The sequence below is a fragment of the Roseateles sp. YR242 genome (assembly GCF_900109745.1).
GTDB lineage: Bacteria > Pseudomonadota > Gammaproteobacteria > Burkholderiales > Burkholderiaceae_C > Roseateles.
This window is the reverse complement of record NZ_FOAV01000020.1, coordinates 39696-60560: the sequence shown is the minus strand read 5'-3', so window position 1 is coordinate 60560 and position 20865 is coordinate 39696. Positions and strand designations below refer to the sequence as shown.

Below are 20865 nucleotides of genomic sequence, written 5' to 3'. Positions count from 1 at the left end.
CCGGGCGCCGTTGGCGCCCGGCAAGGCCGACATGAAATCTCGCGATCAGAACTCGTACGACGCATTCACCGACAGGAAGCGGCCATACGCATCCGCCACACTGCTGCTTACTCCCACAACCGTCTCGTTGGGGTCAAACGGCGGGCGCGAGTCCGCCACGTTGCGCACGGTGGCGCTCAGCCGGATGTCCTTGAAGCCCTTGTAGCTCACCGCCAGGTCCGCCGTCTTCCACGCCTTCATGCGGCACAGGTTGCCGTATCCGGCCGTGGTGAGCGTGCTGTCGCAGGTGGAGCCCGCATCGAAGCTCTGGAAACCGCTCTGGTAGTTGCCCGTCACCGTCACGGACCAGTCGTCGCGCTGCCAGTTTGCACTGACGGCCGCCTTGCTGCGCGGCACCTTGTAGAAGCCCAGCGTCTCCACCATCGGGCTGGTCGATTCCGTTTGCTCCTTGCGCATCAGCATGCGGGTGCCCCGCAGGCTCAGGCGCAGCTTGCCGAGTTCAGCCAGCGTGAATCGCTGGGTCAGCTCATAGTCCACGCCGGAGGTGCGGGTCATCGCCAGGTTCAGATAGGGACGACGCACCTGGAAGACCTGGCCGACCGAGCCGTCCTCGGTCGGCAGGCGCACCACCATGCCCGGGAACTCGTCTTGGCGATTCAGGATCTCCTGGGCACTCAGGCGGTCCACCTCACCGCGGCGCTCGATGTACCAGCCGTCCAGGATCACGTCAGTACTGGCGGTGGGCGAGAACAGCAGGCCCAGCGTGTAGGAGTCGGACTTCTCGGGCTTCAGGTCCGGGTTGGCCAGCGAGACGGTGGAAAGGCTCAGCGAGCAATTGCCGTTGCCTGTGACCACGGTGGGGCACAACACCGGATCACGATAGCCCGAACCGAACGCGAACACATTGGACTTGGTGATCTGCGAGAGCGACGGCGCACGGAACCCATTGGCCCAACTGCCGCGCACTGAGAGGTTGCTCGTGAGCCGATACTTGGCGCCCACCTTGGCCGTCAGCGCGTTGCCGAAGTCGGTGTAGTGCTCAAAGCGCAGGGCCGTCTGGGTCTCCAGATCCTTGACCAGCGGTGCCTGGACTTCCGCGTAGGCCGCGGCCACGTTGCGGGAGCCATTGGCTTCGCCAATGCCCCGGCCGATGATGTCACCGGCAGCGGTACGCGGGTCGGCGCCCACCTCGAAGCTCTCATGGCGGAACTCGCCGCCCAGGCCCAGCATCGCTGGTCCACCGGCCAATTGACCGATCTCGCGGGAGCCCCGCAGGTCGGCCGAGCTGGTCGAGGCCTTGCCCCAGTCATGCAGGTTGGGCGACATGATCGCCAGCACCTCGGCGCTGTTGGTCCCGCCAAACACATAGCTGCCGTCGTTGACGACCTGGTTGAGGCCGGACAGGCTCAGCCGGCCATGCAGGTCCTTGCCGTTGCGCTGCAGGTGGTGCAGCAAGCCGCCGTCCAGGTCCCAGCCATTCCATTCGGTGCTGCCACTGACGACCATGCGGACGTTGTCTGCCGTGGTGGAGTAGCCATAGGGGATGTCGGCAAAGCGGTAGCGCAGGCCCAGCACCGTGGGCTTGGTGTAGGTGGTGGTGCCCCCGGTGCTGTTGGGCAGCTTGACCGGGTTGGTGGTGCTGGCCAGGCGGGTGGGGTTCTGCGGATGGTTGGCCGGCAGGGCCAGGCCCATGTACTGCACCGTGTTGCCCTCCGAGTCGCCCCAGGTGGTCAGTGCCTCGGTGCGGCTGGTGGGTGATTCCTCATATTCGTTCTTGACCCGCGAGGCCATCAGCTCGGCGGAGATCGTGGTGGTGGCATTCACCCGGATCGCCCCTCGCGTGAAGACGGAGCCGCGCTTCTGGTCCCCCACATATTGCGCATACTGGTTGGAATCCCACAGGCAGCGCGGCGTGGACACGGTGGCGGAGTAGGGCGCCTGCGTGGCGCACTCGCTGGAGAGCATGCCGCGCCAGCTGCCCGTCGAGCCATTGTTGTAGGTGTAGAGGTTGCCTGGATAGGACGACGTGGAACTGGGCACCAGGCGGCTGTAGAGCGAGGTCAGCAACTCGCTGCGCACGCGATCAGGCGCTTCCGTGATGCCCACGCCGTCGCGCAGGAACACCTCGGCACCGATCATCACGTTGTAGCCGTTCTGGACGATGTCGCCAAAGCCGACCATGCCGTTGACGGTCTGGTTCTTGAACAGGCCATCAAAGCGCTGCTTGGCATTCACCTCGATCAACCGGCCCTGGTAGTCGTTACGCAGGATGATGTTGACCACGCCGGCCAGCGCATCAGAGCCATACAGCGAGGACGCGCCGGACTTCAGGATTTCGATGCGGTCGATGGCCGACATCGGGATCGAGTTGACATTGAAGACGGTGGACTGGCCGCTGTTGGGATCCACCACGCCAGCCGGGGCCATGCGACGGCCATTGATCAGCACCAGTGTGGCGGCCGAGCCCATGCCGCGCATCGAGATCGAAGCCGTGCCAGCCGCGAAGCCGTTGCCCGAGCCCAGGTCGTCCAGCCCGCCTGCGCCGGTGGACGGGTCCATGCGCATCAGTTCGTCGATGGAGGTGGCACCGGAGCGCAGGATGTCTTCGCGCTTGAGGATGGTCACCGGCGCAGGCGTCTCGGCATCGAGCCGCCGAATCATGGTGCCGGTCACCTCGACACGGTCCAGTTTGGCGGTATCCGTGCCAGCGCTTTGTGCAGCGGCTGGGGCCGTGGCGCCAAGGCTGGACAGGCAGGCGAGGGTGAGGAGTGAAAGACGGGTTTTCATGGTGGTGGGGAGGTCAGGAAAACGAAATCTCGGGACGATCGCCTCCCCGGCGCCGCGCAGCAGGGCACGGCACCGTAGACAGCAGTCAACGGAGAGGGCGAGACGGGGGAGAGGCTCAAGCGCGGCTGGCGGGGTGCCGCCAGCCGGGGGTCAACGAGCGGCGGCCAGTTCGGCGCGGGCGCGTTGCAGGTCCTGCTGGAACTCGGGGTTCAAGTCCAACTGGGAGACCACGGCGGTTGCGAGCTGTCGGCCCGCTTCCACGTCGCTTTGGAAATGCATGCCGCAGATCAGGCGGCTGTCGGCGTATTCATTGGCGCGTGCCAGCAGCGCGGCGGCCTTGTCCGGTGCCACGCGGGCGAGCACGAGCGCCGTGGTCCAGCCATAGGTGGAATGGCCGGACGGGTAGGAGGTGCGCTGTTGCGCATCCGGGTCCGGCTTGGAGCCGCCGCTGCGGCCGCAGACCTGCGACAGCGTCAAGCGCTGGTAGGGGCGCAGCCGCCGGTAGATCTGCTTGGCCGCAAAGGCCGGTTGGCCAGCCTGGCGCACCGAGCGGTTCAACAGGCTGATCAGCGCAGGAAAGCGCTCGCGCTTGAGCTCAATGCCCAGCAGCGGCGCGAAGCGGTCATACAGCAGCTCGCCATCGAGCTCGGCGCTGGCGCGGCGGGCCGGGTCGACCTGCTGGCGTGCCAGCACGCCCGCCACGTCATCGCGGTCGGCCTGTGTGCCTTCGGCGGGCGGCGGTGGCAGCACCACCGCCTGCAGCGCGGTCACATCCGCATAGGGCTTCACGTCCTTGTGGCTGGTCGCCGGCGTCTCCCATTCGGGCGACGCCGCGTGGGTCGCAGGCGCCGCAGCGAGGCCCAGGCAGAGCAGCACCGCGCTCAGGCCGAGGGACCGTGGACGAGACGTATCGGGATGGTGTGGCATGTGAAGCATTGTTTATTTGTGCGAAAAAATCGCAAATCGAGACTAACCCTCATCACACAACAGCCACACATCCCGGATAGTTCATGGGCGCCAAACGCCAGGGAATGGATCGCGCGACCAGCGCCCACGACAACACGGCTGCGGCATGATGCGCCGCCCGCGCGGCGCGCACAGAGACATTGCCATGACTGCCCCAACCACCGCTCCTACGACTGCCAATACCCAAGAACAGGGCCTTCACATCGCCACCCTGCTGCTGCGTCCGGTGATCCGGTTGCTGGTGCGGGAGGGGGTGGGGCTGAACGAGTTGGTCGAGTTGGCCAAACGCGTCTACATCGAACAGGCGGTGCACCAGCTGGACGACGAAGGCCGGCGCATCACGGATGCCGCGCTCAGCACCCTCACCGGCGTGCACCGCAAGGACGTCAAGCGCATCGGCACCGAGGCGCCGGTGGCGCCGACCGAGCGTCGTCGCAAGAGCCTGATGGAAGCCGTGATGGCGCTGTGGAGTGGTGACGCACGCTTCATTGATGAACGCGGCGCGCCGCGTCCGCTGGAGCGCCGCAGCACCGCGCGTGAAGCGGACCAGGCCACCTTCGAGGATCTGATTGAGGAAGTCACCAAGGGCGTGCCGCCCAAGGCGCTGCTGGATGCCTGGCTGCAGCAAGGCGCCGTGCGTGTGGATGAGGACGGGCACGTGCGCTGGGGCACGCCGGAGCGCGCGGCAGGCGAGGGGCTGCAGAGCATGATGCGCAGCGCCCGTATTGCGGCGGACCGCATGCAGGCGGCCTGGGAGCGCCAGCAGCGCGATGACGCCGGCCACTACCTGTTCTCCGTGCGGGGTGGGCAATTGCTGGACGAGGACGTGAGCCGCCTGCACGGCCTGGTACGGCGCTGGGGGCGACGTTTCAGCGACCGCCTCAACCGAGAAGTGACCTTGGCCCAGGCCCGAGGCCGGCGTGCGGGTGGCACGCTGCGCTACAGCTTCGGCCTGCAGAGTTATGCCGAACCCGGCGAATCTGACACAGTCGGTGAACCACGCCTGGATGATGGAAAAGCGCGACGCGCCGCCATTGCTGCCCCGACCTGATTGAACCGGACCGATGCGAGCCGCTACCGTGATCACTTCCCTGAAGACCCATCGCCGCGATTGGCTGCGCCTGAGCGGCGGCCTGCTGGCGGCGTTGCACCCGCTGCTGGCCGCTGCCGAATTGGCGCGTCCCGGTGTCCACATGGTGTTGGACGGCATCCCGCCTTTTGAGAAGACACCGCTGGCTGAAGCCCATGACAGCGCCACCTTGCGCTTCCTCGGCTGGCATCCTCAACGTGCGGAAATGCTGGTGCTCATGCGCCACGGCGCCAGCCAGCAACTGCATCTCGTCCGTGCGCCTGGTGCCGCGCCAGAGCCGCTGACCTCCGGCCGGGACGCAGTGACCAGTGGTGCCTGGGAGCCTGCGCGCGGCGACTGCCTGGTTTTCAGCCGCGACCCCGGCGGCAGCGAGGCTTACAGGCTCTACCGCCTGGGCGTGGCGGGCCAGCTGGAGGGGCCGCCCGTTCCGCTGACGCCAGCGGGTGAGCGCATCAGCGAGTGGGTCTGGCTGCCGCAAGGGCGCGGGCTGGTCTGTCTACAGGAGCGGCTGGACAAGCGTCCGCCCTCGGCGGAAGAACCGATCGAAGATCGCGATGAGGGCAGCGGGGGCAGTGAGGCCAATGAAGCCACACCCCTGCCGGTCGACGGCGCCGCCAGTACGCCACCAACGCCCGACAGTGGCGCGCTGAGCCGCATCTGGTGGATGGACCCGCAGCGCCCCGATGAGCGCCAGTTGCTGGCCCAGAGCGCACGGGGCCGCTACACCGGCCTGCGCATCAGCCAGGCGGGCAGCATTCTGGCCACGCTCACCCTGGACGGGCGCAGTACGCCGGTGCGCTTTGCATCGGGCGCTAGCGCGACGGGGGCCTCCACGACCGTCGCGGTGGCTTCGGCGCGCGACCTGGCCTGGCATCGTCAGGCGGTCGTGGGTGAGTTCCGCCACCTCGTCCGGCAGGACCTGAGCGGCGGCTCGCGTCGCAATGAACTCACCGAAATCGGTGCAGACCTGGAGGCGTTGGCCGAACCGCCGCCAGGCAGTGATTGTCCGCTGGCCCTTGTCTACAACGTGGATGGTGTCTCCGAATTGCGCCTTTACCGTGATGGCACCAGCCAGCCGCCCGCGGCGGTGGCTGCCGGCCTGACGCCGGGCGTGATCCGCAACCCGCGCTGGCATCCCGTGCTGCCGCTGCTGGGTTTTGATCAGATCTCGGCGGACAGTCCTGGCCGTCTGTTTGCCTTGTCCCTGGAAGACGGCAAGGCCCGCCCGTGGAGCAGTGCGGCCGGTGAGGCCTCTGCATTGCGCACCCAGGTGTTGCGCTGGACCAGCTTCGACGGTCTGGCCATCAGCGGCCTGCACATCGCGCCACCGGCCCGCTTCGAAGGGCCCCGGCCGGTCTTCATCAGCCTGCATGGTGGCCCCTCGTCGCAATCCCGTCCGGGTTATCTGGCAGGGGTGATGCGGGCCTATGTGGAGCGCCTGGGCATGCATCTGATCATGCCCAACGTGCGGGGCTCCGACGGCTTCGGCAAGTCGTTCCTGACGCTGGACAACGGCCGGCTGCGCGAGCATTCAGTGCGTGACGTGAGTGCGCTGCTGGACCTGATCGCGAAGCTCCCGGACATGGATGCCGGCCGCGTGGTGGTGGCGGGCGGCAGCTACGGGGGGTATTTGTCGCTCGCGGTGGCCACGCACGAATCGGCACGGATCGCCGGCAGCATCTGCCGGGTCGGCATCGCCAACTTTGTGAGCTTCCTGGAGAACACCGAGAGCTACCGGCGCGACAACCGGCGCATGGAGTACGGCGACGAGCGCGATCCCGGCATGCGCAGCTTCCTCACTTCCATCTCTCCGCTCACGCATGCCGATGCGGTGAAGAAGCCGTTGATGGTCGTGCACGGCCGCAACGACCCACGTGTGCCCTTTGGCGAGGCGCAGGCCATGGTGGCGGCAGTGCGTGCACAGGGCACGCCGGTGTGGTTCCTCAGCGCTTCCGATGAGGGCCACAGCTTCACCAAGGCGGACAACCGGGCCTACCTGAACCAGGCCAGCTTCGAGTTTGTGCGCCGACTGGTGACGGCGGCTTGACTCAGCGCACCAACCGGCCGCCCGAGCCGAGGATGGCGAAGTCCACGTAGCGGGAAGCCGCCTGGCCCTTGCCGAAGCTCAGGCGCATGCCGCCGACATCGGTTTCGACGCCGCGTTCAAGTGCTTCGGTCAGGCTCTGGGCGGTGGGGCTGGGGGTGCGCTCCAGGGCCTTCACCAGCGCCTTGGCAGCGATGAAACCTTCCACCGAACGCGAGGACAGATCCGGGTCCTTGGCGTTCTGGCGCAGACGCTGATACTCACGCATGACTTCACGGTCCTGACGGTCGTCGGTGGGCAGCACCAGCGAGAACGCAAAACCGCGCGCGCGATCCGGGCCCAACTTGGCCAGCAGCTCCTGCACGTCGATGATGGACATGCCGTAGAGACCGGCGCGGCCACCCGCCGTCTGATAGCGGTTGGTGAACTCGATGGCGGCAGCGGTCGTGGCGGCCAGGAAGATCACGTCAGGCGTCTGCTTGACCATTTCGTCGACCGCCTTGCTGACTTCCACCGTGTTGCGGGCGTAACCCGCCTGAGCCACCAGCGACAGACCATAGGTCTTGGCGGAGGCTTGGGCGCCAGCCAGGGCATCACGGCCCAGGCCGTCATCCTGATAGACGATACCAACGCGGGTGCGGCCCATCTCCCCCAGTTGCTTGAACAGGCGCTCCACCTCCTCGCGGTAGGTGGCCTTCACCGGATACATGTTGCGTGCCGACACGACGCTGGTGGCGCCCGAGATGGCACCGACCATGGAAACGCGGGTCTTCTCCAGCACGCCGTCCTGCTTGAGGGCTTCGAGGTTGGAGGTGCCGATGGTGCCGATCAGGGCGGTCGGGTTGTCCTGTTCGATCAATTCCTTGACCAGGCGAACGGTCTCTTCCGGCTTTTGTGCGTCGTCACGGGTGACGAGCTTGATGCGCTGGCCGCGAATGCCGCCACGGGCATTGACGTCGTCGACCCACAGCTTGATGCCCGCACGAATCGCCTTGCCGGTCACCGCCTGGGGGCCGCTGAACGGCGCGACCTGACCAATGACGATGTCGGCGTGGGCCAGCGGCGCCACAGCGAAACAAAGAAGCGCAAACAGGTGGCGAGCGCGACGGGAGAGGGAGAGGTTCATGGGGAAGCGGCCGGGGCCGAGGCAACGTTTCGTGACATCGGTCACGGATCGATTCACAAATCGCCTCCGTGAGCAATTGGGGTAATCGCTTGGTTCGCGATCGTCTCCGACTTGTTCATATTGGTAAAGCGATTCTTATTGCTGCTTGAGTGCAAAATGCTTGATATCAAATTTCGAGTCGATTCGGGTCGAACCGTTTCGCGCTGATCTGCAACCGCTCGGTTGCGCCCCCGCCATGGACATCACGCTCGCAAAAACCTTTCTGGAGATCGTCGCGACCGGCAGCTTTGTCCGTGCCGCCGAGATCCTGCATGTCACACAGACGGCGGTGAGTGCGCGGGTGCGTTCACTGGAGGAGCATCTGGACGCCACGCTTTTTGTTCGCAACAAGTCCGGCGCCACGCTCACACCAGCGGGCGAGCAGTTCACACGTCACGCGTCGATGCTGGTGCAGGTGTGGGAGCGGGCGCGGCAGCAGGTGGCCTTGCCGCCCGGGCGTGAATCGGTGGTGACGATTGGTTGCGAGGTCAGCCTGTGGGATCCGCTGCTGCTGGACTGGCTGCTGTGGATGCGCACGTCTGCGCCCCATCTGGCCCTGCGGACCGAGGTCGGGATCTCGGGCGACCTGATCGAGCGGGTGGCCTCTGGCACGCTGGATGTGGCGGTGGTCTATGCCCCGCAGTTGCGGCCGGGGCTGCGCATCGAGCTGCTGCTGGAAGAGCGGCTGGTGCTGGTGACCACCCATCCGGATGGTGAGCTGGACCCCAAGGACTATGTCTATGTGGATTGGGGGCCGGAGTTTGCGGAGCAGCACGGGCTGGCGTTTCCGCATCTGGTGAATGCCGGCATCAGTGCCGGCCTGGGGCCGTTGGGGCGCGAATATGTGCTGACGGCCGGCGGCTCCGGCTACTTCCGGCTCGCGGTGGTGCGCAAGTATCTGGAAAGCGGCAAGTTGCGGCGGATTCAGGGCGCGCCGGAATTCCTCTATCCCGCTTATGCGGTGTTTGCGGATGGAGCAGATATGGCGGTGGTGGCACCGGCGCTGGAGGGGCTGCGAAGCATTGCAACGGCCATGGTCGTCTGATCATTGCCGCTGCGGCGGTCTCTCGATCTTCAAGACCCCGCCAGCGGCTTGAGTGACTGCAGCACGGTCGGCAGCAGTTCGCTCACCGTCGGATGGATACGCACGCCTCCCGTGGTGATGTCGGTATAGGGCCGCTGGGCCTGCATCACATCCAGCAGTGAGTGGATGGCCTCGTCCCCGTCCACGCCCAGGATGGTGGCGCCGACGATGGCTTGGGTGTCGGCGTCCACCAGCAACTTGATGAACCCGGCGTCCTCGCCTTTCTCCACCGCCCGGCCCACGCGGGACATCGGCCGCGTGCCGATGAGGGCAGGGCGCCCGCGCTTGCGAACCTCCTGCTCGCTCAGCCCGATGCGGGCGAGTGGGGGGTCCGTATAGAGCGCGTAGCTCACCAGCCGGTTCTTGACGCTGCGCTGCCCGCCATCAAACAGATTGGCGGCCACCACCTCGAAATCGTTCCACGACGTGTGGGTGAAGGCGCCTCGCCCATTGCAATCCCCCAGCGCCCAGATGTGCGGCACATAGGTCTGCAGCTGGTCGTTCACGCGGATGTAGCCCCGCTCATCCACGGCGACCCCCGCCCGCTCCAAGCCAAGATCCTGGGTGTTGGGCTGCCGCCCGGTGGCGATCAGGACATGGCTGCCATGCAGATGCGGCTCACCTTCGGTGCAGTTCACTTCCACCGCAATCTCATCGCGCGCCGGGGCGAGACGCACGCACTCGGCCCCCGTGCGGATCTGGATGCCTTCGTCCTCCAGGATGCGCTGCAGGGCCTGGGCCACATCGGCGTCCTCGCGCGGGACCAGTTGCGCGCCGCGCTGAACGACCGTCACCTCCGACCCGAAGCGCCTGAACATCTGCGCGAATTCCAGCCCGATGTAGCTGCCGCCCACCACCACCAGATGCCGGGGCAGGCGGTCCAGATGCATCACGCTGGCATTGGTCAGCCACGGGACGTCCTGCAGCCCTTGCACACCCGGTTGCGCCGGACGCCCGCCCACGTTGATGAAGATCTTCTCGGCACGCAGCAAGCGGTCGCCCACGCGAACGGTGTGGGCGTCTTCAAACGTTGCGTGGCCCTTGATCAGCTCGACCTGCCGCATGCCCTGCAGCCACAGCTCCACGCTCTGCCGGGATTTGCCGGAGATCCGGTCCTTGCGCGCCAGTACCGCGGCCAGATCCACTTCCACCTCGCCAGCAAGCTTGACACCCCAGCGCTGGGCGTGCTGCGCCACCCAGGCCGCATGCGCGCTGGCCACCATCGCCTTGGTGGGAATGCAGCCCGTGTTCACGCAGGTGCCGCCGACCCGGGCGCGCTCGATCACCGCCACCCGCCAGCCTGCCTGGGACATGCGTTCGGCCAGCGGTGGCCCCGCCTGGCCGGCACCGATGACGATGGCATCAAACGTGGTGGTGGACACCATGCGGGCTCCTGAGTCGCGAATGTTGCGTAGCCTAGAAGCAGCCGCCGCCACACGCAAGGCGCCGGCCCCAGGGCTGGCCGAGCAGGTGGGCGGATAGTGTCCCCATTGGAGGGGATGTGGTGAATGAATATACCCCCAGGGGGTATAGACTCCGCGCCATGCCGCATGCTCCCGAAGACAAGAAAAAGGCGCTCCTGCGGGTGCGCCGCATCCAGGGCCAGACCGAAGCCCTGGCGCGCGCCCTGGAGGCGGGGGAAGCGTGCGGCCCGGTGCTGGTGCAACTGGCCGCCATCCGGGGCGCGGTGAACGGGCTGATGTCCGAAATCCTGCAATCCCATATCCGCGAGGAGCTGGGGGCCCTGCCGGAGGCGGATGATCGTCATGCCCAACTGGCGCTGGAGATGACGACGCTGGTCCGCACCTATCTCAAGTAACCATTGCCCGGTGCGACGCCTTCCCCGGCGCCGCACGTCCATTCTTCTGAAAGGCCTCCCCATGAAGTCCCGTGCCGCTGTTGCGTTTGAAGCAGGCAAGCCCCTGCAAATCGTCGAGATCGATGTGGCGCCGCCCCAAAAGGGTGAGGTGCTGGTGCGCATCACCAATACCGGTGTCTGCCACACCGATGCCTTCACCCTGAGCGGGGATGATCCGGAGGGCCTGTTCCCGGTGGTGCTGGGCCACGAAGGTGCCGGCGTGGTGGTGGAGGTGGGCGAGGGCGTCACCAGCGTCAAGCCCGGCGATCATGTCATTCCGCTCTACACCGCCGAGTGTGGTGAATGCCTGTTCTGCAAATCGGGCAAGACCAACCTCTGCGTGGCCGTGCGTGCCACGCAGGGCAAGGGCGTGATGCCGGACGGCACCACCCGCTTTTCCTACAACGGCCAGCCGCTTTATCACTACATGGGCTGCTCCACCTTCAGCGAGTACACGGTGGTGGCCGAGGTTTCGCTGGCCAAGATCAACCCGGACGCCAATCCCGAGCAGGTCTGCCTGCTGGGCTGCGGCGTCACCACCGGCCTGGGCGCGGTGAAAAACACCGCCAAGGTGCAGCCGGGGGACACCGTGGCCGTGTTCGGCCTGGGTGGCATTGGCCTGGCGGTGATCCAGGGTGCCAAGCTGGCGAAGGCCGGCCGCATCATCGGGATCGACACCAATCCGACCAAGTTCGATCTGGCCCGTGTCTTCGGTGCCACCGATTGCGTCAATCCCAAGGACTTCGACAAGCCCATCCAGCAGGTGATTGTGGAGATGACCGGTTGGGGTGTGGACCACTCCTTCGAGTGCATTGGCAATGTGAATGTGATGCGTGCAGCGCTGGAGTGTGCGCACCGCGGCTGGGGCCAGTCCGTGGTCATCGGTGTGGCGGGGGCCGGGCAGGAGATCTCCACCCGTCCGTTCCAGTTGGTCACCGGCCGTACCTGGAAGGGTTCGGCATTTGGTGGCGTCAAGGGTCGTTCACAACTGCCCGGCATGGTGGAGGAAGCCATGCGTGGCGACATCCAGCTGGCGCCGTTCGTGACCCACACCATGCCGCTGACCGAGATCAATGAGGCGTTCGATCTGATGCACGAAGGCAAGTCGATCCGCTCGGTGGTGCATTTCTGAGCTGACTTGCATGAGTTGACTTGATCAAGGTTGGGCTGATCTGAAGGCTGGTTGAGCGGTTGGTCGGAAGGTCGGGAGTGGGAAGCGCCGCATTGGCGTGTCTTCCACCCCCGGCTTTGATTTTGTGCAAGGTCACCCATCGTCGCCCCTGGCACGATCGCCGGATTACGCACTTCTCTGCCCCACCATGCCCAGCAGCCCTTCGCCCCTGTTCGACCGTCTGACGCTGGCCGGTTTGCGGCCCCTGCAATTGGCAGGGCGCACGCTGCTTCCCGTGGTGCAAGGCGGCATGGGCGTGGGCGTCTCCGCGCATCGGCTGGCGGGCAGCGTGGCCGCGCAAGGAGCCATGGGCACCATCTCGTCGGTCGACCTTCGCCGCCACCATCCGGATCTGATGGCGCAGAGCACCGGCGCCTCGGTGCCGGACCGCAAACAGGCCATCGTGGCCGCCAACCAGCTGGCCCTGGCCCGAGAGATTCAGCGCGCGCGCGACCTGTGCAAAAACAGCGGCCTGCTGGCCGTGAACATCATGCGGGCGGTCAGCGACTATGCAGCCTCCGTCCGCACCGCCCTGGAGCACGGCATTGATGCATTGGTGGTGGGCGCCGGCCTGCCGCTGGAACTGCCGGACCTGGCCAGCGACCATCCCAGGACGGCCCTGGTGCCCATCCTGTCCGATGCGCGTGGCGTGTCCCTGCTGTGGCGCAAATGGGAGCGCCGCCATCGCGTACCGGACGCCATCGTCATCGAACACCCGGCCCACGCCGGTGGCCACCTGGGCGCGGCCCGTGTGGCGGATGTGACGGACCCGCGCTTCGATTTCAACGTGGTCATCCCGGCGGTGCGCGAGTGGATCCGCAATGCCGGCATGGACGGGCGTGTCCCCCTGATTGCAGCCGGCGGTGTCCGGACCTGTGAGGACATTCAGCGTCTTCAGTCCCTCGGCGCCGACGCGGTCCAGATGGGCACACCCTTCGTCGCCACGCATGAGTGCGACGCCCACCCCGAGTTCAAGCGCGTGCTGGCGGAATCCTCCGATGACGAGCTGGTGGAATTCACCAGCGTGGCGGGGCTGCCGGCGCGTGCCGTGCTGACACCATGGCTGCGCAAATACCTGGGCGCGGAGGGCCGCCTGCAATCCGTGGCGCAGGTCAAGAAGCACTGCACCATGGCCTTCGACTGCCTGGCGCAATGTGGCCTGAGGGACGGGTTGAAGGGCTGGGGTCAGTTCTGCATCGACCAGCGCCTGGCGGCTGCACTGCGTGGCGATGTCGACAAGGGCCTGTTCTTCCGTGGCAAGGGCGCCTTGCCCTTTGGCACGCAACTGGCATCTGTCCGGGAACTACTCGAGCGGGTGCTGACACCGGCTGCGCCGTCGGGCGCCGTGGCGGTTTAGGCCACCGCCGCAGGGTCGGGCCGAGCAGCGCTGGGCCCCGCCGCGCCGAGCCGAGCCGAGCCGAGCCGGATGGTTGCCGACGGGCCGGCAGAAAAGTCTCGGCGCTCAGACCTCCCCAGCGGCCTGGCTTTGAGAATTGGCCTGGCTGATATGACAGCCCGGCTCAATGCTGCGCGTCAGCCAGACATTGCCCCCCACCACCGAACCACGCCCCAGGGTGATGCGGCCCAGGATGGTGGCGCCTGCGTAGATGACCACGTCATCTTCCACCACCGGGTGGCGGGGCGCCCCCTTGCGGATCTGCCCTTGCTCGTCGGTGGGAAAGCTGCGCGCCCCCAGCGTCACGGCCTGGTAGATGCGCACCCGCTCGCCGATGACGGCGGTTTCGCCGATCACCACCCCGGTGCCGTGATCGATGAACAGGCCCGGGCCGATCTGCGCGCCCGGGTGGATGTCGATACCGGTGCGGCTGTGGGCCAGCTCGGCCACGATGCGCGCCAGCAGCGGCACGCCCAGCGTGTACAGCTTGTGGGCCATCCGGTGATGGATCATGGCCGTGATGCCGGGGTAGCACAGCAGCACCTCGTCGACACTGCGCGCGGCCGGGTCACCCTGGAAGGCGGCCAGTACATCGGCGTCCAGCAACCGGCGGATGGTTGGCAGCGCACGGGCGAAATCGGCGGTCAGTGCATCGGCGCGGCCGAGCAAGTCCGGCGCTGACGCGTCGAGGCTGGTGGCCGAGGTCAGCTCCAGATGCACCTGGTGGCGCAATGCCTGCAACTGCGTGTCCAGCGTATGGCCGATGTAGTAGTCCTCCGCCTCGGGGCGCAAGGTGGGGGGGCCGAGGCGCAGCGGGAACAGCACGCCGCGCAGGCCGTGGACGATGTCGTCCAGCACCTCGGTGGAGGGAAGCTCCCGCCCACGCGGCTCGTGCAGGCGGTGATGGTCACGCCACGCTTGGCGGGCGGCGCGCAGGCCGGAGACCACTTCATCGAGGGGCCAGTCACTGCCGGGCCGCTTGGGGGCATTGCTCACGCTGAGATCCTTTCCGCCGCCGTCGGCGGAGATATGTCCGGATGCCAGGGTATCAAAATCAGGCGCACTGCTCAGAGGGCAGGGGCATCTCCCAGCGGATGACGTCGAAGAGTTGGACGCGCGGGGCGCGGATGATCAATTGAGCAGGCACGATCCCCGGGCAGTTGGCGATCTCCACCAGCACCAGGTCGCTGCCCACCTGCACGGCCGTGATGCCGTCTTCACTGCTCCAGCGCACCCGGCCGACCAGGCAGACCCGGCCTTGTTCTTCAAAGATCGACTCGTCCTGATGGGTTTCCGCTACTTCGTAGCCCCAGTTGAGCACGCCCGGGACCGCCATTTCCACCTGGCGCGACGCGCCTTCTTCGGGCCGGGTGCCTACCCATTGGGCGGTGCCCCAGCCGAGCGCGGACTCGAAGGTCACCGTGGCCATGCTGCCTTGTACTTGTCTAACCTGATGAAGCTGAACCTGCATTGACTTGTCCTGATGGCCCGGTCGGCAGGCCGCGCCGCCGCCGTGAACGGCCTGGCGCAGGCGCCTGAACATCGAGCGGCCTCTCCCTCTGGATACGAACTGTCGCAGGTGGCCGTTTCATCACCGTTTCACACGCAACAACCATCCCCCTTTTGTCTGGATTGCAAAGAGTGTCCGAGGGCGGCAACGTTCGGGATATGACAGGAGTTTTGCTGATGGGTGTTGCGATAGAGTGCGGCCGCGCCAGTCCTGGGAAACCATACACAAGCCCGCGACCTGGCCAAGCCGATGTACCCGGTTCAAACATGTGAGATGTCCAGGGAGGACACTGTGATGCGAGGGATTACCCTGATTTCGACACACGGTGAGGGCGTGGCACCACAAGGTGCCAGTGGCCATCACCGCAGCCATAGCCATAGCCGCAGCCATAGCCATAGCCGCAGCCATAGCCATAGCCATAGCCGCAGCCATATTCATAGCCGCAGCCCGTGGCGTTCATGGATGGCCAGATGGTTGCCGGTGCTGTTTGGCGCACTGAGCGTCCCGGCCTGGGCGGGCTGTGGGTTGTCGACCATGGAGATTCCGGTGCGTATCGTCAATTCGCGCCCGATCGCCACCTTGACGCTCAACGGCACCGAAGTGCCCATGCTGGTGGACAGTGGCGCCTTCTTCAGCATGTTGCCGGAGTCCACGGCGGCGCAATTGAAATTGCCCCTGCGCAATCTGCCGTTTGGCTTTCGGCTGGAGGGCTACACGGGGGCCATCGAGGCGCAGTTGACGCGTGTGGACCGCGTGGGGCTGCGAGACGCCGAGATGAAACGGGTGGAATTCATCGTCGGCGGCAATGAGCTGGGGGCCGGCATCATGGGCATCCTGGGCCGCAATATCCTGTCGGTGGTCGATACCGAATACGACCTGGCCCATGGTGTCATCCGTTTGGTGTCGCCCGGCAATGACTGCGAAAAGTCCAACATGGCCTACTGGGCCGGCGACGCGCCGGTGGTGGTGGTGCCACTGGAGCGCTCGCGCGGCAGCAGGGACACCGCCATCCGTGTGGAGGTGGCCATCAATGGCCGCAAGACCATTGCACTGTTGGATACAGGCGCCCCTGAGACCGACCTGACCTGGCGAACCGCCAAGGCGTCTGGCATCGACAAGGCCAGCCTCAAACCCATCGGCCGGGTCGGCGGCGCGGGCGATGGCCTGGTGCCCAGCTATGTTGGCATGGTGGACAGCTTTGAGCTCGGCGGAGAAAAGATCAGCAACAACCGCATGCGGATCAGTGACACCGACAACTTTGAAGACGGCATGCTGGTGGGTCTGGACTATTTCCTGTCCCATCGCATCTACGTCGCGCGTTCGCAGAAGAAGCTGTACGTCACGTGGAATGGCGGGGTGATCTTTGCGCAGCAACGTGCCAATGCTTCGGGCAACTATGACCAGCGTTATGCGGCGCTGCCTGAAGACCTTTCAGGGGACGATGCAGACGCCCTGGCGCGCCGCGGCAATGCCTTCGCCGCGAAGCGGGATTACAAGCGGGCGCAGGAGGATCTGAGCCGCGCCATCGAGCTGACGCCCGGCGTGGCGAGCTTCTTCACCGATCGTGCGCGCATACTCGTGGCTCAACATCAGGGCAAGGCCGCACTGGCGGACATTGACGAGGCGTTGAGGCTGGACCCCAAGCAGGCCGAGGCCCGTGTGATGCGTGTCAGGTTGCGCCTCAATGCCAAGGATGAAGCGGGCGCATTGGCCGACCTGGCAGAACTGGATGCCAACCTCGCGCCGTCGGCGCAGCAGCGTGCGGCGATGGCGAACATCTATGTCCGCCTCAAGCGTCTGCCGGACGCCCTGCGGCAATGGGCGCAGTGGATGCCCACGCACGAGAGCGACATGCAATACGCGGAGGCGCTCAACAACCGTTGCTGGGCGCGGACCCGTTTCAACATGGAGCTGCCGCAGGCGGTGGAAGATTGCAAGGCGGCCGTGTCCAAGGACAAGACCGAGGCCAACTATCGGGACAGCCTGGGCTGGGCCTACCTGCGGCTTGGCGATGCGCAGCGATCCCTCAAGGCGTTTGACGGCGCGCTGGAGTTGAAGCCGGGGCACCCCTGGGCACTTTATGGCCGGGGCCTGGCACAGCTGAAGCTGAAGGACGGCGCAGCCAGCCAACGTGACTTGCAGGAGGCACGGAAGGCGGAAGCCAGGATCGACGAGCTGATTCGGGATGCGGGCTTGGATGTGGCGCCGGATGCGCCAGCGGTGGCGGCGAAGCCGGCGGCGAAAAGCGCATCGACCGTGACACCTGGCGGCTGAGGCTGGCCAGTGATGATCAGTCGTTCGGTCTGGCTATCTGTCGTTCAGTCCGTTCGTCCGTCCGTCATTCCGTCAGTCCGCCGGGGACCCTGCGCCAGCAGGCGTTTGCGCACCGCATGGATGTTGTTGCGCAGCGCGTAGAGTTCCTCGGCATACGACAGCGGCACCGCAATGCGGTGCGTCACACGGTCCAACTCGTCCAGCTCGTCGAGCAGGGCCTCGCGCTCGCCAGCGCCGGTCTCCAGCTTCGCTTCCACCTCGCGCAGCCGCGCATACCAGCGGAACACGCGCGAGCGTACCCGGAAGGTGTAGAGCGGCGGAACGACCCGCGATAGCGGCAGCATCAGCACCAGCAGGCCGCCGACCACCAGCCACATGCGCTCCAGCAGATTGCCGGCCCAGAACGGCAGGTGGCGCGCCCAGGCGGGCGGCGTGCCATTGATCGCGCGGTCGCCCTCGGCGCTGACCGGCAGTTCGCTGGTGCGGGTGTTGGGGAAATCGCGCGCGCCATTGAACCAGCCGGCCCCGCTGTGCTGTCCCAGCGCCGCCTGAGCGAACAGCTGGCGCAGTGCCGGGTGGGTCTGCTCGCGCGCCAGCAGGGCGGTGGTGGTGGCCAGCAGCGGCACATCGTGTGGCGGCAGATCGGCCGCCAGGTCCACCACGCCGCGCGGCAGCGTCACGGTGGACAAGAAGGGCAGGTGGCGCGAGTAGGCCTCGTTCTGCTCGAAGGCCATCAGCGCGACGGCCGGGTCGCGCAGCAGCGTGCGGATCACGCCGGCCTGCGGCGCCGAGATCAGCACCACGGCATCCAGCCGGCCCTGGCGCAGCGCCGCGCCGGCGGCATCGGGTGCCAGGTTGGACAGCCGCAGATCGGTGGGCTTCAGCTGGTTCAGCGCCAGCAGCTTCTCGACGATCTGCGGCACACCGCTGCCGTCCTGGTCCACATTGACGCGCAGGCCGCGCAGCTGGGGCAGACGCTGCAGTTCGCCGCCGGGCTGGCGGCGCGCAACGCCGAGATCACGGCGATAGAAGATCCAGATCGGTTCATAGAACAGGCTGCCCAGCGAAACGATGCCAGCCTCGGTATCGGCCACCGGATCGGCCATGCCACCTCGTACGAAACCCACATCGGCCGTGCCCGCGCGCAGATGGGCCAGATCGTCCTGGGCGCCTTCACTGGGGACAAGCGCCACCTGGATGCGTTCACGCGCCAGCGCCTTGGCATAGCCTTCGCCGAAGCTGGCGTAGGCACTGCCGGCCGGACCAGTGGCCAGCCGAACCTGGCGCGGCGGCTGCGGGTCCAGCCACCAGTAGGCCGCCACCAGGAGGCCGCCGCCGAGCAGCAGCAACGGCCCCATCGAGAGCAGCATGTCGCGCAGCGTCTGCAGCAGCAGGCGCAGGCGGCGGGTGGCGTGCCATTGCTGGATCGGGGTCATGGCTGGCCGTCCTGCTTGTGCTGTGCAGGCGTGGTGGCCGCAAGGGTGCGGATGGTGATGATGCCGGGGCGTCGCATGGACTGGATCTTTGCCGATGGAGGAACGGCCGATCGTATTCGAGGTGCGCGGGCTGGTCGGTCTGACTCGCAGGCCTCACCAACTCACATGGGTGAAGACCACCGCCGGCTGGAGCAGCGCGTAGTGGGCCGTGATCCGGCTGCCGGGCTGCAGATCAGGGCTCAGGCGCTCGGTCAGTTGCAACACCAGCCGCCGCTCCGATGGCGCCAGTTCCACCACCCGCGCCGCATCGAAGTCAAAGTAGCGTTGCACTGACGGGAAGGCGGCCTTGAACAGGCTTTCCTTGGCAGAGAAGGCCAGTGTGATCAGCACGGGCACTGGCAATGTGTTGTCGTGGGACTCGAGCAATCGCCTTTCTGCAGCGTCCAGCGTGGTGGTTCGCAGGGCTTCCAGGTTGTCTCCGGTCGCTACCCGTTCAATGTCGATGCCCAGCGCGCGCAATGCGGACACGCGGGCCACCGCTGCAGCGGCAAAGCCCTCGCAGTGAGTGAGGCTGCCCACCATGCCTGCCGGCCACAGCGGCTCGCGAGACTTCCCAATGGGCAGGTTCCAGTCGGGGCCCCCGGTCGTGTCCTGCGCCTGATGCAGGACGCACCGTGCCGCCCACCGGCCATGGAAGAACTCCGCCTGCCGCTTGGGCACGCTGCGGGCAATGGTTTCCGGGATGGCCATGCCGGCCGCCTTGAACTGGCCGATGTCGAAGGGAACGTCCTCACGCAATTGCAGCAGGCAGGAATGAATCGTCGAAGTGGCCGTCGACGTTGTCGCCAAACAGCCCGCCGATTCGGCCGCCGAATGGGCCGACGGATCGCCCGCCGGATCGGCCGTCAGATCAGCGCGCGGAGCCGATACCCAATGAGCCGGCAGCGGCAACACGCCTTGCGTGAGGATGCACTGCGTGGGGCTGGGCAACGCCCGGCCCGCCATGCAAGGCTGCGCTTCGGAGCCGGACTGCAGGGGACCGTACGGCGGGAGCCCGGAACGGGACCCGCTCATTGCAGCGACAGCCCTCGTGCCGCCGCCAACATCAGTCCCCGCACCGTCTCCAGGTCCGCCACCACATGCCGGTCGATACGCCGGATGAAGGGGCAGGTGAGGGCGGCCAGGGCATGGCCGTCGGGCCCGAGGATGGGCATGGACAAGTCGGTGATGCCGTGTGCCTGCGGGCTGTCGCCCTCCCAGTAGCCCCGGTCCCGCACGCTCTGCAGCATGGCGAGCAACTCCGTGTCCGAGACCGGCAGTTCCCCCTCCAGCACCTCGTGCTCCGCCAGCATCTCGGCCCGGCGCTCTTCGGACTGGAAAGCCAGCATCACATGCCCGGAGGCCGTGTCCATCAGGCTCACGCGCGAACCCAGCCGGGAGGACAGGCCCCAGGTCGCCGGGCTGTTCACTTGCGCAATCAGCGTGAGGTTGCCCCGGTCGAAAACGCCCAGGTGGCAGGACTGCTCCGCCGCCTTTGCAAATGCCTCCATCGCCGGCCGCGCCTGGGACACCAGCCGCTCCACCGGCGGGTGACGATGGCCCAGCACAAAGAGCTTGAGGCTGAGCGAATAACGGTCGCCTTCCGCAGAGCGTGTCACGTAATGGCGGGCCACCAGCCGCTCCAGCATCCGGTAGATCTCGCTGGGGCTGCGATCCATGGCCTTGAGGATCTCGGCACGGGTCAGGCCGGTGGGCTGGTCGGCCAGCAGTTCAAGAATGTCCAGGCCCTTGTCCAGGGCGGGCGCGCGATAGCGGTCCTGAGGATCGGTCATGTGTGTGCGTGAGTCCAATGCGTCACCCGAATACATCGTTCTTTTGTGGATCGGTCTTCCTGGATCCGGTGGTCCGTTCGTCGGCGTCTGTCGTCGGCATTTGTCGTCGGCATCTGTGCGCCGCCGAACCATACCCCGTCTGCAGCACGCCGCTAAACATTCGCAACATCGTCGCGGCGGGTGGTCGCAACTGCGGCGTCAGGGTTAGCACTGAAGGCAGTCAGCGTTTCCAGGCCTACATTGTTCTCCAAT

Annotated in this window: 16 protein-coding genes; 7 read left to right on the top strand and 9 right to left on the bottom strand. The window is 66.5% G+C overall.

Translation table 11 applies throughout. The features are described from left to right. Positions 1–45: 45 nt before the first annotated feature. Positions 46–2787 (bottom strand): TonB-dependent receptor, encoded by a 2742-nt coding sequence (locus BMY53_RS23905; protein ID WP_092949449.1) that lies wholly within the window; start codon positions 2785–2787, stop codon positions 46–48. A gap of 150 nt (positions 2788–2937) precedes the next feature. Beyond that, positions 2938–3714: an acid phosphatase gene (locus BMY53_RS23900; RefSeq protein WP_177201029.1), complete on the bottom strand. Its 777-nt coding sequence runs from the start codon at positions 3712–3714 to the stop codon at positions 2938–2940. Between the two features lie 184 nt (positions 3715–3898). Between BMY53_RS23900 and BMY53_RS23895 the strand changes: the two genes are divergently transcribed. Together BMY53_RS23895 and BMY53_RS23890 are read left to right on the top strand one after the other, a co-directional pair. Continuing rightward, positions 3899–4804: a DUF6502 family protein gene (locus BMY53_RS23895; protein ID WP_143074218.1), complete on the top strand. Its 906-nt coding sequence runs from the start codon at positions 3899–3901 to the stop codon at positions 4802–4804. A gap of 28 nt (positions 4805–4832) precedes the next feature. Beyond that, positions 4833–6890, top strand: a complete 2058-nt coding sequence (locus BMY53_RS23890; protein ID WP_177201028.1) for a prolyl oligopeptidase family serine peptidase — start codon at positions 4833–4835, stop codon at positions 6888–6890. A 1-nt stretch (position 6891) separates the two neighbouring features. On the opposite strand, the gene BMY53_RS23885 is transcribed toward BMY53_RS23890, so the two are convergent. Next, positions 6892–8013: an ABC transporter substrate-binding protein gene (locus BMY53_RS23885; protein WP_092949441.1), complete on the bottom strand. Its 1122-nt coding sequence runs from the start codon at positions 8011–8013 to the stop codon at positions 6892–6894. Between the two features lie 235 nt (positions 8014–8248). Between BMY53_RS23885 and BMY53_RS23880 the strand changes: the two genes are divergently transcribed. Next, positions 8249–9097: a LysR family transcriptional regulator gene (locus BMY53_RS23880; protein WP_092949439.1), complete on the top strand. Its 849-nt coding sequence runs from the start codon at positions 8249–8251 to the stop codon at positions 9095–9097. A 29-nt stretch (positions 9098–9126) separates the two neighbouring features. Here the strand turns inward: BMY53_RS23880 and BMY53_RS23875 are convergent, their stop codons facing one another. After that, positions 9127–10521, bottom strand: coding sequence for an FAD-containing oxidoreductase (locus tag BMY53_RS23875; RefSeq protein ID WP_092949437.1), 1395 nt, complete (start codon positions 10519–10521; stop codon positions 9127–9129). Between the two features lie 158 nt (positions 10522–10679). On the opposite strand from BMY53_RS23875, the gene BMY53_RS23870 reads away from it, so the two are divergent. The 3 genes from BMY53_RS23870 to BMY53_RS23860 all read left to right on the top strand — a co-directional run bounded on the left by BMY53_RS23870 (position 10680) and on the right by BMY53_RS23860 (position 13522). Then, positions 10680–10955, top strand: coding sequence for a metal/formaldehyde-sensitive transcriptional repressor (locus BMY53_RS23870; protein WP_092949435.1), 276 nt, complete (start codon positions 10680–10682; stop codon positions 10953–10955). Between the two features lie 61 nt (positions 10956–11016). Further along, positions 11017–12126 carry an S-(hydroxymethyl)glutathione dehydrogenase/class III alcohol dehydrogenase gene (locus BMY53_RS23865; protein ID WP_092949433.1) on the top strand — a complete coding sequence of 370 codons (1110 nt, stop codon included), beginning with the start codon at positions 11017–11019 and terminating at the stop codon, positions 12124–12126. A gap of 187 nt (positions 12127–12313) precedes the next feature. After that, a complete protein-coding gene (locus BMY53_RS23860) occupies positions 12314–13522 on the top strand; it encodes an NAD(P)H-dependent flavin oxidoreductase (RefSeq protein WP_092949431.1) in 1209 nt (402 codons plus the stop codon). Between the two features lie 105 nt (positions 13523–13627). Here BMY53_RS23860 and epsC read toward each other — a convergent pair whose 3' ends face one another. Both epsC and BMY53_RS23850 read right to left on the bottom strand, forming a co-directional pair. Continuing rightward, entirely contained in the window at positions 13628–14557 is a 930-nt protein-coding gene (epsC, locus tag BMY53_RS23855; RefSeq protein WP_092949429.1) for a serine O-acetyltransferase EpsC, read from the bottom strand. A 58-nt stretch (positions 14558–14615) separates the two neighbouring features. Next, a complete protein-coding gene (locus BMY53_RS23850; RefSeq protein WP_092949427.1) occupies positions 14616–14990 on the bottom strand; it encodes a hypothetical protein in 375 nt (124 codons plus the stop codon). Between the two features lie 543 nt (positions 14991–15533). Between BMY53_RS23850 and BMY53_RS23845 the strand changes: the two genes are divergently transcribed. Then, positions 15534–17345 (top strand): aspartyl protease family protein, encoded by a 1812-nt coding sequence (locus BMY53_RS23845; RefSeq protein ID WP_092949425.1) that lies wholly within the window; start codon positions 15534–15536, stop codon positions 17343–17345. 44 nt (positions 17346–17389) lie between these two features. Here the strand turns inward: BMY53_RS23845 and BMY53_RS23840 are convergent, their stop codons facing one another. The 3 genes from BMY53_RS23840 to BMY53_RS23830 all read right to left on the bottom strand — a co-directional run bounded on the left by BMY53_RS23840 (position 17390) and on the right by BMY53_RS23830 (position 20613). Continuing rightward, the gene (locus BMY53_RS23840) at positions 17390–18781 is read right to left on the bottom strand and encodes a TAXI family TRAP transporter solute-binding subunit (protein ID WP_092949423.1); all 1392 of its coding nucleotides are present in this window, start codon (positions 18779–18781) and stop codon (positions 17390–17392) included. A gap of 153 nt (positions 18782–18934) precedes the next feature. Continuing rightward, positions 18935–19855, bottom strand: a complete 921-nt coding sequence (locus BMY53_RS23835) for a 4'-phosphopantetheinyl transferase family protein (RefSeq protein ID WP_092949421.1) — start codon at positions 19853–19855, stop codon at positions 18935–18937. After that, positions 19852–20613 (bottom strand): IclR family transcriptional regulator, encoded by a 762-nt coding sequence (locus BMY53_RS23830; RefSeq protein ID WP_092949419.1) that lies wholly within the window; start codon positions 20611–20613, stop codon positions 19852–19854. Before BMY53_RS23830 ends, BMY53_RS23835 begins: the two co-directional genes overlap by 4 nt. Positions 20614–20865: the final 252 nt, after the last annotated feature.

Coding starts and splice junctions, on each gene's coding strand:
- BMY53_RS23870 (WP_092949435.1), top strand. CDS start 10,680: ATGCCGCATGCTCCCGAAGACAAGAAAAAGGCGCTCCTGCGGGTGCGC.
- BMY53_RS23900 (WP_177201029.1), bottom strand. CDS start 3,714: ATGCCACACCATCCCGATACGTCTCGTCCACGGTCCCTCGGCCTGAGC.
- BMY53_RS23830 (WP_092949419.1), bottom strand. CDS start 20,613: ATGACCGATCCTCAGGACCGCTATCGCGCGCCCGCCCTGGACAAGGGC.
- BMY53_RS23905 (WP_092949449.1), bottom strand. CDS start 2,787: ATGAAAACCCGTCTTTCACTCCTCACCCTCGCCTGCCTGTCCAGCCTT.
- BMY53_RS23885 (WP_092949441.1), bottom strand. CDS start 8,013: ATGAACCTCTCCCTCTCCCGTCGCGCTCGCCACCTGTTTGCGCTTCTT.
- BMY53_RS23860 (WP_092949431.1), top strand. CDS start 12,314: ATGCCCAGCAGCCCTTCGCCCCTGTTCGACCGTCTGACGCTGGCCGGT.
- BMY53_RS23875 (WP_092949437.1), bottom strand. CDS start 10,521: ATGGTGTCCACCACCACGTTTGATGCCATCGTCATCGGTGCCGGCCAG.
- BMY53_RS23840 (WP_092949423.1), bottom strand. CDS start 18,781: ATGACCCCGATCCAGCAATGGCACGCCACCCGCCGCCTGCGCCTGCTG.
- BMY53_RS23880 (WP_092949439.1), top strand. CDS start 8,249: ATGGACATCACGCTCGCAAAAACCTTTCTGGAGATCGTCGCGACCGGC.
- BMY53_RS23895 (WP_143074218.1), top strand. CDS start 3,899: ATGACTGCCCCAACCACCGCTCCTACGACTGCCAATACCCAAGAACAG.
- BMY53_RS23845 (WP_092949425.1), top strand. CDS start 15,534: ATGGCCAGATGGTTGCCGGTGCTGTTTGGCGCACTGAGCGTCCCGGCC.
- BMY53_RS23865 (WP_092949433.1), top strand. CDS start 11,017: ATGAAGTCCCGTGCCGCTGTTGCGTTTGAAGCAGGCAAGCCCCTGCAA.
- BMY53_RS23835 (WP_092949421.1), bottom strand. CDS start 19,855: ATGAGCGGGTCCCGTTCCGGGCTCCCGCCGTACGGTCCCCTGCAGTCC.
- BMY53_RS23850 (WP_092949427.1), bottom strand. CDS start 14,990: ATGGCCACGGTGACCTTCGAGTCCGCGCTCGGCTGGGGCACCGCCCAA.